The following is a 14,115-nucleotide window of genomic DNA, read 5'->3' on the forward strand; positions in this document are numbered from 1 at the left end:
AAATCAATCGCGCCGAAGGCATTAATTTAATTCAGCGGGAGGTTGAACCTCCGCTGAATTAAATTAGGTGTTCTGCAATTTGCACTGAATTCAGCGCCGCGCCTTTTAGTAAATTATCTGTTACGACCCACATATGGAAACCAGTAGGATGATCAGGATCTTTTCGAATCCGACCGACAAATACATCATCTACTCCCTCTGCAAACAACGGCATTGGATAAGATTGCTGTGCCGGATCATCTTGAAGGACAATCCCTGGTGCATTTTCCAATAATTTTTTCAAATCTTCAACTGTCGTTCCTTCTGTGTCAATTTCAAAATAAATTGACTCGGAATGACCTGAAACAACAGGGATGCGAACGCAAGTTGCAGAAACATGTAAATCTTTATTTTCAAATATTTTCTTTGTTTCATTTATCATTTTTAGCTCTTCGAGTGTGTACCCAGAAGAATCGAATGCGTCAATTTGTGGGATTGCATTGAATGCGATTGGATAGAAACGTTCTCCCGCGCCCGTTGGCAACAGCGCAGCTTCATTCGTTGCACGAGTTTCGAACTGATTGCTTTGATTTTCAAGCTCCTCAATTGCTTCTACTCCCGCTCCCGAAACCGCTTGGTATGTTGAAACGATAACCCTTTTCAACCCCAATTTTTCTCGGATTGGTTCAAGCGCTGTAACCATTTGAATTGTCGAACAGTTTGGATTTGCAATAATCCCTTTATGATTGGCTAGTGATTTGGGATTGACTTCTGGCACAACGAGAGGAATGTCTTCTACCATACGGAAAGCACTTGTATTATCAATAACAACTGCACCTCTAGCTACGGCTTCACTTGCAAACATTTTTGAAATGTTTCCTCCTGCGCTAAAAAATGCAATATCAATACCATCAAATGATTCTGGAACGGTTTCTTCGACTATAAACTTCTGACCATGCGCTGAAATTTCAATTCCTTCAGATCTTTTTGAAGCAAGTAGTTTAATAGACTTCGCCGGGAATTTACGTTCAAGTAGCTTTTCTAAAATTTTTGTTCCAACAGCCCCCGTCGCACCAACAATTGCAACATTAACAGTATTCATATAAATCTCCCTTTCAGCACTTAAGCAGTAGTATTGGGAAAATTATATCATATGGACACGTACATTGTATCTAAATGTTCACTTTTTGTCGTGAATAATCAAAAGTGGTTGAAGTTGTTTTTTCTCAAGTGCAGCCGCCGCAGCGGGTACCATTAACGAAAAGTCCGATATAAGCGAGTTTGGTTTCTTGAATGGGTCATCCTGTCCAAATGGTATAAAGAAAACATTTTTCATGTTCAATAACTTTATGATATTCGCTCCATTTAAACCTAGTGCGTCGTTTGTCGAGATTCCAAGCAGGACCGGGCTCCCGTTACGCAAAGTTGCTTTTGCCCCCATTAAGACGGGTGAGTCCGTCGCCGCATTTGCAAACCGGCTAAGTGAGTTCCCCGTCATCGGCGCAATAATCATAATATCAACAGGTGTTTTGGGACCGAATGGCTCTGCACCGACAATCGTTGAAATCACTTTTTCGCCTGTTGCTTCTTCAATTCTACTAATCCACTCTTCTCCCGTTCCAAATCTCGTAGCAGCGGTTAAAACAGAATGGGTGATAACAGGTACAACGGTAGCACCAGCTTTTTTCAGTGAGTTTATAACTGGGATAATCTCCTCATATGTGCAATGGGAGGCCGTAATGCCAAGACCTATTCGCTTTCCTTGTAGCATGAACTTCCCCTTTCATCTTCGATAGATTCGATCGAGCGCGTCTGCCAATGCAGCAGCCGCGTCAACCGGAAAATGTTTCCCCGGAAGTCCAGGGAGTATTGTATAGTATTCAGTCGCTGGGTTATCCCTTAGGCAACCAGGAGCTGATGCTAAATCGAAGATGCGGAGTCGTGAATCACTTGGCTGTGAAAGCCACTTTGCCGGGATTGTATTGACCAAACACCCCTCTTTTAGTGTAAAGGTATCTGTAATTCTTAACGCGTCGTATCGATACGCTGATGCCTCACCAAGTTGACTATTCGAACGTGCGACAATCGTTATTTCTGCACCGAGCGACGACAATACTTCGGCAACCATTTTACCGACTTTTCCAAAGCCCGCAACGTAGAAATGTCTCCCCGCTATCAAACCCTTTGTACTTAAATGATATTCGGTTATAAACGCTTCCGCCGTTAACCTTGCATTACGCCAAATGAATTGTTCGTCTTGTAAATAATGATGAACATGAACACCGGATTCTTCAAAGGGAGTTAGCCATTCTTTAGACGTGACACCGACGTAGACATGCATTCCCTCTTCCAATAGTTCGAGTGGGAGCGTATTTTTCAACTGAAGGATAGGAAATACAAGATGTTTAGGAGAGAACCTTTTAATCATTTCCTTCAACTCTTCTGTATAAGAATCTCCATAGAAATAGTTACATTCATAACCACGCGCAGCCATATTTTCGCTACACGCAGATATTCTTTTATCCGCCCCGATAAAAACCCATCGATTATCGTTCATCTGCATCTACCTCATCCATTGTTCCAGTCTTTCCAAACAAAATTCGATGTTCGCCGATTAGCACAATTTCTTCCCAAGGTATAAATTCATCTGACTGCTCCTGACGGTTCTTAAATGAAAATCGGCCAAACTTCTTCTTAATTTCAAAACCAATGATGTCCCCAGTTTTTCCATTGAAAATAAGATCCGTATCTGCGAGCAAGCCGTATCGAATTCCATCCTCCACTTGAATGAGCTCCTTTTGAGCAAGTTCTGAAAGTAGCATTGCCATTCCCCTTTCATCTCTTTTCCTCATTATATGAATAGAAATAGAAAAACTGACTACAAACACAGTTAGAACTTAATGTGTTTGCAGACAGCTTCTGGTGCGATAACGGAAATCGCTGGTTTATTATTAAAAACTTCAACCGCCAATTGATGGGTTTCCACCAAATTCACTTGGTCAATAAGGGAAACTACTTCGTCGATTGTTTGATGTTTATTTAACGTTAATTCATTACTTCCATTGCGATGCATTCTCGATTCTGAACTTTCAAGTCCAAGTAGAAAACCACCTTTTAACTGCTCTTTGGCATTATAAATTTCGTTTTTGGTTAGTCCCTTTTTCTGTACCGAATCAATTATAGCGTTAATTGTACCGTATAATTCCTCCGTTTTCTCGGGAGCCGTTCCACCGTAAATCACAAATGCCCCCGAACTTTTATAGGATGAATAAGATGAATAAACCGAGTATGCAAGACCCCGTTCTTCCCGAATCTCTTGAAATAATCGAGAGGACATCGCCCCACCTAATACGCTGTCCAACACAGCCATATCATACAACCGTTTATCTTGAAGAGCTAGTCCTGGAAAACCTATACATACATGAGCCTGCTCAATATCCTTTTCTTTTATGGATACACCTGGATGAAATTCAGGTATTTCTAAAATGGGTTCTTTCTCTTTTTCCCCAGATTTGAATGAACCGAATACCTCTTCAATAAGACGAATTAGGTCGTCGTCATAATTTCCAGCAATTGATATGACGATATTTTCAGGTCGGTACATACGATTCATAAATGTACGTATTGTCTCTTTAGTGAATGTCTCAATTGTTTCTTCTTTTCCTAACACGGGCCTACCTATCGGATGCCTGGGATACATTAACGCCCAAAGTCTTTCTTCCACATCATCGTCCGGTGTGTCTTCTACTGAAGCAATTTCGTCAAGAACAACAGATCTTTCTTTACTAATTTCTTCTTCATCAAATACGGAGTTGAAAAACATATCTCCTAGTATTGTAAATGCTTTTTGTGCATGGTTGTTTAACACAGTCGCATAAAAGCACGTCGTCTCTTTCGATGTAAATGCGTTCATATCCCCACCGATACGATCGAACTCCTCCGCAATTGTACGGGCACTTCTCGTTTTGGTCCCTTTAAAAAGCATATGTTCAATAAAATGAGCGATTCCACTTTCCGATTCCTGCTCATTAGACGAGCCTGCTTCAATCCATATTCCAATCGCTACTGAACGAACATAAGGCATCTTTTCATGAACAATTCTGACGCCATTTCCACATATCTGTCTCTGTATCATCTCACTATTCCCCTTCAAAGAACAAAAAGCCCCTTTTTTCACATAAAGTGAAGAAGAGGCTTTTGGTTTTGTTCATACATTTTTATTTTCCTTCTTGTTCCGCCGCTTTTTTCTCTTCAATTAGAACTACTTTTCTTGAAAGGTTCACACGGCCTTGATTGTCGATTTCAATTACTTTGACGAATAGTTCGTCGTCCATTTTCATAACGTCCTCAACTGCTTTTGTACGTTCTTCTGCAATTTCAGAAATATGAAGCAATCCATCTTTTCCTGGGAAAATTTCAAGGAATGCACCGAATTTCTCAATTCGTTTTACTTTCGCCATGTAATATTCGCCGACTTTTGCTTCGCGAACAATGTTTTCAATCATGCTTTTCGCTTTTTCATTCATCGCATTATTAGGTGAAGAAATGTAAATCGTACCATCTTGCTCTGTGTCGATTTTAACATTTGTTTCTTCAATGATTTTGTTAATTACTTTTCCACCAGGTCCGATAACATCGCGGATTTTGTCTGGATTAATCGTAATCATAATAATTTTCGGTGCGTATTCAGATAGTTTTTCGCGTGGTCCTTCGATTACCGAATTCATATGCTCAAGAATATGCATACGTCCGATTTTCGCTTGCGCAAGTGATTCTTCAAGGATTTGACGTGATAGGCCATCAACTTTAATATCCATTTGAAGTGCTGTAATCCCTTTTGCAGTACCTGCTACTTTAAAGTCCATGTCGCCAAGCGCGTCTTCCATTCCTTGGATATCTGACAAGATTGAGTAGTTTTCGCCTTTTTTCACAAGTCCCATTGCAATACCTGCTACTGGTGCTTTTAATGGAACACCAGCATCCAACATTGCCATCGTCGATGAACAAATAGATGCTTGTGAAGACGAACCATTCGATTCAAGTACTTCTGCTACTAGACGAATCGTGTATGGGAATTCTGTTTCATCTGGAAGAACTGCTACAAGTGCGCGCTCTCCTAGTGCACCGTGACCAATTTCGCGTCGACCTGGTCCACGAATAGGACCTGTTTCTCCTACGCTGAAATTCGGGAAGTTATAATGGTGCATAAATCGGCGTGATTCCTCCAATCCAAGACCGTCGATTATTTGCGCTTCGCCAAGCGCACCTAAAGTACAAACGCTAAGTGTTTGTGTTTGGCCGCGTGTAAATAGACCTGAACCATGCGCTCTCGGTAAGAGGCTTACATGTGATTCAAGTGGACGAATTTCTTCTGGGCTACGGCCATCTGGACGAACTTTTTCGTCTGAAATAAGGCGACGTACTTCCTCTTTCACCATATTACCCAAAATCGTTTTAACTTGCTTCATAGTAACTTCATCTGCTTCGTTTTCTGTGTAATGCTCAATCACTTCATTTTTCACAGCATTGATTGCTTCTTCGCGTGCTAGTTTTTCTTTCGTTTGGATTGCATCGATAAGCTTCGTTTCTGAGCTTTCTTTAATCTCAGCTACTAATGCTTCATCTGGTACGAAAAGTGCGATATCCATCTTTTCTTTACCGATTTCTGCAACAATTTTTTCTTGGAACTCGACAAGACGAATAATTTCGTTATGACCAAACATAATTGCTTCTAAAATAACATCTTCAGTTACTTCAGATGCTCCCGCTTCAACCATATTAATTGCGTCTTTTGTTCCCGCAACAATAAGATCTAAATCACTTTTCGCCATTTGTGCTTGTGTCGGGTTAATAACAAATTCACCGTCAACTTGACCAATTTGAACACCTGCAATCGGCCCTTCAAACGGAATATCTGAAACCGATAGCGCTAAAGAAGATCCAATCATAGCAGCCATTTCAGATGAGCTGTCTTGGTCCATTGATAATACGAGTGAAATGACTTGTACATCATTACGGAATCCATCCGCAAATAAAGGACGAATCGGACGGTCAATTAGACGACTTGTCAACACTGCTTTTTCAGATGGACGTCCCTCACGTTTAATGAAACCTCCGGGAATTTTACCTACTGCGTAAAGACGCTCTTCATAATTCACTGTTAAAGGGAAAAAGTCGAGACCTCTTGAATTTTTTGAAGCTGTTGCAGTTGAAAGTACAGTTGAATCACCGTATCGTACGAGCACAGCACCGTTTGCTTGCTTCGCAAATTGACCAGTTTCGACAATTAACTGCCTACCTGCCCAATCGAGTGTGTAAGTCTTTTTTTGCTCTGTCATTATTGAACCCCTCTCCATATTCCAGCCTGGACTGTATACGTTATATGTATTAATAATAGTGTATCAAAAATAGCTTATTGATGCGAAGTATTTCATTTCAAAAAGAAAAAGCGGGCAAGGCCCGCTTTCAAATGTCATCTTATTAACGGCGTAAGCCTAGTTTAGTAATAAGATCACGGTAACGTTGAACTTCATTTTCACGCAAGTATCTAAGAAGTCTACGGCGTGTTCCGATCATTTTCAAAAGTCCACGACGTGAGTGGTGGTCTTTCTTATGAGTCGATAGATGAGTGTTCAGGTTATTGATCTCTTCAGTAAGGATAGCGATCTGAATATCTGCTGATCCAGTATCGGTTTCGTGAACTTTGAATTCGTTGATCAATTCGTGTTTGCGTTCTTGTGTAATAGCCATCCTTTTCACCTCCTATTTCAAAATATCCCCTATTCCCGAGCAAACGTTGGTGACTCGTCTTGCCAAGGAATGGTTCGTGCACATCGGCACTTTTTTATAATACCATGCCCATTTTTGAATTGCAACAATCAGTGATGTACTGCCAGCATCTCTTTTGCGCTATTTTTGTCTTTTACCATTTGTTCAATGAGTGCTTCCACAGAATCGAACTTTTCTTCCGTCCGTATATGCCCAATCCATTCAACAGCCGCCTCTTTATCGTATAAGTCACCATCAAAATCAATGACATTGACTTCGACAACTGCCTGAATTGCCCCTTCACTATGGAATGTAGGTTTTACACCGACACTGCACACACCGTCATATATCTTGTCTTCCACGATAAAACGGACCGCGTATACGCCGTTGGCAGGTAAGATTGTATTCGTATCCGGTAAAATATTGGCCGTTGGAAACCCAAGAAGTCGCCCTCTTTTCTCTCCGTGCACGACCGTTCCAATTGTTCGGAATGGCCTGTTTAGTAGCAATGCAGTTTCCTCTACATTGCCTTCCGAAAGCAATTTTCGAATGCGAGTCGATGAAACCTTCTCATCCTCATCGATTACTTTTTCAACAATTGTTGTTCCATAAAGGCCTTCTGCCAAGGAAGCCATATCTTTCATTGTACCTGATCCTTTTGAACCAAACGAAAAATCAAATCCAGCAGTAACATGTTTGACGTTAAGTCCTTTCATGAACACATCAACAAATTGCTCAGGTGTAAGTGACGCAAGCGACCAGTCAAATGTAACGACGAACAGCGTATCAATGCCCATTGAACGAAGTAACCTAACTTTTTCGGGGTACTGCGTAATATAACCTACTTTGTTTTTTCCGTCGCCAAAAAGATGGGATGGATGCGGGTCAAACGTCATGACTGCGGAACGTATTCCCAGTTCTTCCGCTTTTCTTTTTGCTTCAGAAATGACGGCATAATGACCTTTATGTAATCCGTCAAAAAAACCGATTGCAAGTGAATACTGTTCATCCGTATCCACTTCAACATTTTCTGGATAATGCAATTTGTAAATTTCCAACTCAGTTCCCCCTTACCATGTTCAAAGGAAACATCTTCTCGGGCTTCATGAGGTTAGGCTTTGAAGGATGTCTCCTGTAAATTGCAATTGCTTTGCTTTCCCTTGTAAATACAACTGATTCTTCATCATGAAGAATTGGATGTTCGGGTAACACTTGTCCATTTTCTATTTTAGCATACATCTCTTCCTCAATTTCAACGGTTGGGAACTCAGTAAGCGCATCTTCTAGCGGATGTAAAATTGTTGAAATCATTCCATTCTCTTTTAAGTCCTTAACTTCTGCAAGCGTACGGCAGTCGGGTTGTCTGTATGTTCCTGAAGCTGTACGAACAAGTGAAGCCATATGTGCAGGAAATCCAAGTAACTCCCCAATTTGCACGGCAAGCGTACGGATATACGTTCCTTTGCCACAAGCAATACGGAGTTGAAATGTAATTTCAGTTCCTTCATACACTTCTTCAGGATTAAGCAATTCAAGTTCATGGATACTGACCGTTCGTTCAGGTCTTTCCACTGTTTGACCTTTCCTAGCATACTCGTACAATTTACGACCATTCACTTTTACCGCTGAATACATCGGTGGTATTTGTGTGATTTCACCTGTTAATTGTTTTAGTACTTTTTCGATTTGTGAACAATCGAACCGTTTTTCGGACAAATCCGATTCAACGATTGCACCGTCAGCATCTTCGGTTTCTGTCGCCGTGCCAATTGAAATAACGGCTACATATTCTTTCCCTTGATTTGTAATATACTCTGCCACTTTTGTTGCCTGTCCGATACATATTGGCAAAACACCTTCTACGCTCGGATCAAGTGTGCCTGTATGACCTACTTTTTTCGTTCCTAGAATTTTGCGCAACTTGAATACGCAGTCATGTGATGTCATTCCTTTTTCTTTCCATAGGGGAAGTATTCCATCCATTTGAAAACTCCTTTTATATGTAAACAAAGGAAGTCGGAAAGTCCTTTCGGACACCGACTTCCCATATTGTTTTATTCTTTATGCTCATTTTTTACTTGAGTAAGTAAAGATTCAATTCGACTTCCGTATGCTACGGATTCGTCAAATTTGAATTCAATCTCGGGCGTTTTACGAAGTCTTATTCGTTGCCCAATTTCTGTTCGGATAAATCCTTTAGCTTTCGACAGCCCTTTAAGTGTATCTTCTTTCTCTCTATCACTTCCAAGAACAGAAATATAGATTGTAGCCTCTTGAAGGTCGCCAGTCACTTCGACGTCTGTCACAGTGACAAAGCCGATTCTAGGGTCTTTCACCTTTTGAAGGATGATATCTCCTAGTTCTTTTTTCATTTGTTCTGCAACACGATTTACGCGTTTTGACATGGATGGTCACCCCGATTCCGTATCAGTAATAATCAAGCGTAAGATCGGACATTTCCCATTCTGGATTGGATTCTAGAAATCGGATTGCACGTCTTACTTCTCGTTCAGCCGCATCTTTTGATGAGGCTGTTGCTACGAGTGCAATTGTCGTACGCTGCCAAAGATCCTGATGATCGATTTCAGCAATCGAGACATTATAAGAGTTTTTTGTTCGATCTGTCATTCGTTTCAAAACCGAACGTTTCTCTTTTAATGAAGCGACCATCGGAATGAAAAATGTACATTCCGCGTAAACAATCATACTCTTTTAACTTCTTCCATGATATATGCTTCTATAACATCGCCTTCTTGGATGTCATTGAAGTTTTTGATTGTGATTCCACACTCATAACCTCTTGCAACTTCTTTTGCGTCGTCTTTGAATCGTTTCAACGTATCAAGTTCGCCTTCGAAAATAACGATATGATCGCGAATTACACGAACGCCTGAATCACGAGTAATTTTACCTTCAGTTACATAACTTCCGGCAATAGTACCGATTTTCGAAACTTTAAACGTCTCGCGCACTTCGACTTGCCCAATCACTTTTTCTTCGAATTCAGGATCAAGCATGCCTTTCATCGCTGATTCAATTTCTTCGATCACTTTATAAATAACGCGGTGTTGTCTAATATCGACGCCTTCTTCTTCTGCTGCGCGTCTTGCATTGACATCTGGACGAACGTTAAATCCGATGACAATCGCGTTCGATGCAGCCGCAAGCGAGATATCCGATTCGTTAATCGCACCAGCACCCGTATGAATAATCTTAACGTTGACACCTTCAACTTCAATCTTCATAAGAGATGCCGCCATTGCTTCAACCGTACCTTGTACGTCCGCTTTAACAATGAGTTTCAATTCTTTCATTTCGCCTTGGCTCATTTGTTCAAACAAGTTATCTAGTGTAACTCTTGTTTTCTCCCCACGTTGTTCTTGAATGGCTTCTCCAGCTCTAGATTCACCGATTTGACGCGCTGTTTTCTCATCTTTAAAGACAACAAAACGATCCCCAGCTTGTGGTACATCACTTAGTCCAGTAATTTCTACAGGAGTAGATGGACCGGCTTCTTTCACACGACGTCCGATATCGCTAATCATTGCACGAACACGGCCAAATGTATTACCAACAACAATTGGATCGCCTACTTTAAGCGTACCGTCTTGTACAAGAAGTGTTGCAGCAGAACCGCGACCTTTGTCAAGCTGTGCTTCAATAACTGAACCACGTGCAAGGATGTCTGGGTTAGCTTTCAACTCTGCTACTTCAGCTACAAGTAGAACCATTTCAAGCAACTCTTTAATACCTTCACCTTTCAATGCAGAAATCGGAACGAAAATTGCGTCGCCGCCCCATGCTTCTGCTACCAGCCCATGTTCCGTAAGTTCTTGCATGACACGGTCTGGATTTGCTGAAGGCTTATCCATTTTGTTGACAGCTACAATAATTGGAACTTCCGCTGCTTTCGCATGGCTAATCGCTTCAATTGTTTGTGGCATAACACCATCATCCGCTGCAACAACAAGGATTGTAATGTCTGTAATACTTGCACCTCGTGCACGCATCGTTGTGAATGCCGCGTGACCTGGTGTATCTAGGAACGTAATCTTTTTGCCGTTCTCTTCGATTTGGTACGCACCAATATGTTGTGTAATACCGCCTGCTTCACCTTGTGTTACTTTCGTATTTCGAATTGAGTCAAGAAGAGTCGTTTTACCGTGGTCAACGTGCCCCATAATTGTAACGACAGGTGGACGTTCAATTTTTCCAGCTTCTGACTCTTCTTCATTTTCTCCGAAATACGTTTCAAGATCTGTTCTGTCGATGCGAATTTCTTCTTCGACTTCAACACCGTATTCCGCACAGATTAGTTCGATTGCATCTTTATCGAGTTCTTGGTTTATTGTTGCCATAACACCAAGCATAAATAACTTTTTAATAATTCCTGAAGGCTCGCGACCTAGTTTTTTCCCTAGTTCCGCTACAGAAAGCGATTCATAGAATGTAATTTTTTCCGGTAGTGGTCCTTCTACTTTTGGAACTGCAGCCGGACGGTATCTTCTTCTACCTTGGTTAATGCCTCGTGCGGGTGGACGACCACCGCGACGATTCGGGCCTCCGCCTTGTGGACGTGCTGCTGGGCGACCTTGAGTAGTTGGTGCCCCTCCCGTTGCTTGAGCTGGACGTTGCGTAGTGCCTTGCGTTGACTGTGCAGGACGCTGTCCAGTTGTAGCTGGTTTAGATTGTGCAGGACGGTTTTGGCTGCTTTGCGCTGGTCTAGTGCTTTTTGGAGCGCTTTTTCCTGTATTCGCTTTCGGCGCTACTTGCGCACCTTTATTACTAGCAAATGATTTATCAAGCTTTGAAATTGCTTCTGTATCTATCGTTGACATATGATTCGCCACTTCAACATTAAACTTCCCAAGCTCTTCGATTACTTCTTTAGTTGATCGATTCACTTTTTTCGCGTATTCATGTACACGTATTTTCGTCATTAGCTCACCCCCGGTTATATTCGTTGAGGAGCTCGGACAATTTACCGGAAAACCCGGCGTCCGTGACCGCAAGTACCACTCGCGATTCTTTTCCAATGGCATGCCCTAAATCATCTCGGCTTCCAAAAACATGCTTCTCAACGTTAAAAAAAGTACATTTATCATTAATTTTTTTCAATGTATTGGCAGATGCATCCTCTGCTACTACAACTAGATGCGCGTTGCCATTACGAACTTCACGTATCGTTAGTTCTTCACCAGTTACAATCATTCGTGCACGTGTCGCCATCCCAAGCAACTGCAATATTTGCTTAGAATTTTTCATTTTAGGGCTTCCCGTCGAACCGCGTGAAGAAGATCTTCATATACCTGATCAGGTACAGCCGTTCCAAGCTGACTTTCAATTGAACGATTTCGACGTGCAGTTTCGACCGCCTCCTCGGATTTGGACACATACGTCCCACGGCCAGATTTCTTTCCAGTGAGATCGACTGAAATTTCTCCGTCTTTCGGCCGAACGATACGAATCATTTCTTTTTTCGGAAACATTTCACCCGTAGCAGCGCATTTACGTAACGGAACTTTCTTCATCTTTGTCATGTATGCTCATCCTTTCACACCTTAGACTTCGTCGTCAGAATACAAGTCAATCGGTTCGTTTTCAGAACCAGTTAAAGTTTCGACTTCTTCATAGTGTAAATCCTCTTCGACTAGCGAATCGTTTGCCGACTCTTGATAGGCTGGAGGATAAATGCCAAGTTCGCGCGCATCTGTTTCACTTTTAATGTCGATTTTCCAACCCGTTAATTTGGCAGCAAGTCTTGCGTTTTGTCCACGCTTTCCGATTGCAAGTGATAGTTGATAATCGGGTACAACAACTGTTGTCGACCGTTCATCTTCACTCACCTGAACATCAAGAACTTTCGATGGGCTAAGTGCATTTGCAACAAATTCCATTGGGTCTTCAGACCATTCAACGATGTCCACTTTTTCACCATTTAGTTCGTCAGAAATCGATTGGACGCGTGCACCTCTTGCTCCAACACATGAACCAATCGGGTCGACATCTTCGTTATTCGTGTAAACTGAAATTTTCGAACGGTCTCCAGCTTCACGAGCAATCGTTTTAATTTCAACGATGCCTTCAAAGATTTCAGGAACTTCCATTTCAAACAATCTGCGAAGAAGACCGGGATGTGTTCTCGAAACAAACACTTGTGGTCCTCGCGATGTGCGTTCAACTTTCGTAATATATACTTTGATGCGATCATGTGGTTTGAAAGTTTCAGTCTGAATTTGTTCGCCAACTGGTAGAACCGCTTCGACTTTTCCAAGACCTACATATAAGTTACGTGCATCCAAGCGCTCGACGATACCATTGACAATATCATCTTCTCTATCGACGTATTCTTCGTAAATCATGCCACGTTCAGCTTCGCGTACTCGTTGTGTAACAACTTGTTTTGCAGTTTGTGCTGCGATTCGACCGAAATCTCTAGGTGTTACTTCTTCTTCAACGATATCAGCCAACTCATATGCCGGATTAATAACGTGTGCATTTTCAAGTGATATTTGTAGACGATCGTCTTCTACTTCTTCAACGACATCTTTACGTGAATAGACTTTCATGGATCCTTTATCCAAATTCAAGTCAACTCGAACGTTTTGTGCTTGGTTAAAATTCCGTTTATACGCTGTCACTAACGCCGCTTCAATTGCATCGGTTAACACTTCTCTAGAAATGCCTTTTTGCTTTTCAAGGGCTATTAGTGCATCGAGTAGATCACTACTCATGTTTAATCACTCCTATATTCAATTATGCAGAAAAATCAATTGCCAAACGTGCAAGTGCAATCTTCTCTTTGTCTATTAAGACAGTAATTTTTCTTGTTTTAATACGCACTTCAACTTCTGCCCCGTCCGGACCATAGGTAATCAAATACCCTTCGAATTCTTTCATACCGTCAATTGGCGCATACGTTTTAATAAAGACGTATTGACCAATCGCATTTTGAAAGTCAACTTCATTTTTAAGCGGTCTTTCTGCGCCAGGTGAAGATACTTCAAGAAAATAGTTTTGTGTGATTGGATCCACACGGTCCAGTTCTTCACTTAGTTTTTCACTTACAAGAGCACATTGGTCGATATCGATATCCCCTTTTGGTGTATCGATATAAACACGAAGAAACCAATCACTGCCTTCTTTTACAAACTCAACATCGACTAGCAGCAGTTCCAAATCGTTAACAATCGGACTGACGAGCTCTTCAACGACTTCCGTAACATTACTCATCTTATCCCTCCCAAAATCACATTCAAATGCGCCTTGGCGTAATTGCGCCTCGATTTTTTCTAGCTTGCACGATTAATTCTTCAAAAAATCTGGGCATCGGCCTTGGCTTTAACTCCAATTAGCAAAAGGTTAAAC

The 14,115-nt window shown here is 41.5% G+C and carries 16 protein-coding genes; all 16 read right to left on the reverse strand.

All coding sequences use genetic code 11. From position 1 onward, the window contains the following. Window positions 1-58 precede the first annotated feature (58 nt). On the reverse strand, window positions 59-1,081 hold the full coding sequence (locus KSU66_RS09780) for an aspartate-semialdehyde dehydrogenase (RefSeq protein ID WP_269051265.1): 1,023 nt from the start codon (window positions 1,079-1,081) through the stop codon (window positions 59-61). Window positions 1,082-1,159: 78 nt separating this feature from the next. Then, window positions 1,160-1,750: a dipicolinate synthase subunit B gene (locus tag KSU66_RS09785; RefSeq protein WP_269051266.1), complete on the reverse strand. Its 591-nt coding sequence runs from the start codon at window positions 1,748-1,750 to the stop codon at window positions 1,160-1,162. 12 nt (window positions 1,751-1,762) lie between these two features. Then, the gene (locus tag KSU66_RS09790; RefSeq protein ID WP_269051267.1) at window positions 1,763-2,536 is read right to left on the reverse strand and encodes a hypothetical protein; all 774 of its coding nucleotides are present in this window, start codon (window positions 2,534-2,536) and stop codon (window positions 1,763-1,765) included. Next, window positions 2,526-2,801: a YlmC/YmxH family sporulation protein gene (locus tag KSU66_RS09795; RefSeq protein WP_269051268.1), complete on the reverse strand. Its 276-nt coding sequence runs from the start codon at window positions 2,799-2,801 to the stop codon at window positions 2,526-2,528. The genes KSU66_RS09790 and KSU66_RS09795 overlap by 11 nt, the downstream gene beginning before the upstream one ends. Before the next feature lie 68 nt (window positions 2,802-2,869). Further along, complete coding sequence (locus KSU66_RS09800) at window positions 2,870-4,114, reverse strand: M16 family metallopeptidase (protein ID WP_269051269.1); 1,245 nt, start codon at window positions 4,112-4,114, stop codon at window positions 2,870-2,872. An 82-nt stretch (window positions 4,115-4,196) separates the two neighbouring features. Continuing rightward, the gene (pnp, locus tag KSU66_RS09805) at window positions 4,197-6,317 is read right to left on the reverse strand and encodes a polyribonucleotide nucleotidyltransferase (RefSeq protein WP_269051270.1); all 2,121 of its coding nucleotides are present in this window, start codon (window positions 6,315-6,317) and stop codon (window positions 4,197-4,199) included. Window positions 6,318-6,459: 142 nt separating this feature from the next. Next, window positions 6,460-6,729, reverse strand: coding sequence for a 30S ribosomal protein S15 (rpsO, locus tag KSU66_RS09810; protein WP_269051271.1), 270 nt, complete (start codon window positions 6,727-6,729; stop codon window positions 6,460-6,462). 128 nt (window positions 6,730-6,857) lie between these two features. Then, window positions 6,858-7,805, reverse strand: a complete 948-nt coding sequence (locus KSU66_RS09815; RefSeq protein ID WP_269051272.1) for a bifunctional riboflavin kinase/FAD synthetase — start codon at window positions 7,803-7,805, stop codon at window positions 6,858-6,860. 1 nt (window position 7,806) lies between these two features. After that, window positions 7,807-8,730 carry a tRNA pseudouridine(55) synthase TruB gene (gene truB / locus KSU66_RS09820; RefSeq protein ID WP_269051273.1) on the reverse strand — a complete coding sequence of 308 codons (924 nt, stop codon included), beginning with the start codon at window positions 8,728-8,730 and terminating at the stop codon, window positions 7,807-7,809. 71 nt (window positions 8,731-8,801) lie between these two features. Beyond that, window positions 8,802-9,152 (reverse strand): 30S ribosome-binding factor RbfA, encoded by a 351-nt coding sequence (gene rbfA, locus KSU66_RS09825; protein WP_269051274.1) that lies wholly within the window; start codon window positions 9,150-9,152, stop codon window positions 8,802-8,804. A 22-nt stretch (window positions 9,153-9,174) separates the two neighbouring features. Continuing rightward, window positions 9,175-9,453 (reverse strand): DUF503 domain-containing protein, encoded by a 279-nt coding sequence (locus KSU66_RS09830; protein ID WP_269051275.1) that lies wholly within the window; start codon window positions 9,451-9,453, stop codon window positions 9,175-9,177. Beyond that, complete coding sequence (infB, locus tag KSU66_RS09835; RefSeq protein WP_269051276.1) at window positions 9,450-11,687, reverse strand: translation initiation factor IF-2; 2,238 nt, start codon at window positions 11,685-11,687, stop codon at window positions 9,450-9,452. Before infB ends, KSU66_RS09830 begins: the two co-directional genes overlap by 4 nt. Before the next feature lie 4 nt (window positions 11,688-11,691). Next, on the reverse strand, window positions 11,692-12,012 hold the full coding sequence (locus KSU66_RS09840; protein WP_269051277.1) for a YlxQ family RNA-binding protein: 321 nt from the start codon (window positions 12,010-12,012) through the stop codon (window positions 11,692-11,694). After that, the gene (rnpM, locus tag KSU66_RS09845) at window positions 12,009-12,287 is read right to left on the reverse strand and encodes an RNase P modulator RnpM (RefSeq protein ID WP_269051278.1); all 279 of its coding nucleotides are present in this window, start codon (window positions 12,285-12,287) and stop codon (window positions 12,009-12,011) included. The genes KSU66_RS09840 and rnpM overlap by 4 nt, the downstream gene beginning before the upstream one ends. A 21-nt stretch (window positions 12,288-12,308) precedes the next feature. Then, window positions 12,309-13,481, reverse strand: coding sequence for a transcription termination factor NusA (gene nusA / locus KSU66_RS09850; RefSeq protein WP_269051279.1), 1,173 nt, complete (start codon window positions 13,479-13,481; stop codon window positions 12,309-12,311). 22 nt (window positions 13,482-13,503) lie between these two features. After that, window positions 13,504-13,980 carry a ribosome maturation factor RimP gene (rimP, locus tag KSU66_RS09855; protein ID WP_269051280.1) on the reverse strand — a complete coding sequence of 159 codons (477 nt, stop codon included), beginning with the start codon at window positions 13,978-13,980 and terminating at the stop codon, window positions 13,504-13,506. Window positions 13,981-14,115 lie beyond the last annotated feature (135 nt).

This window comes from Sporosarcina sp. G11-34 (assembly GCF_026931025.1).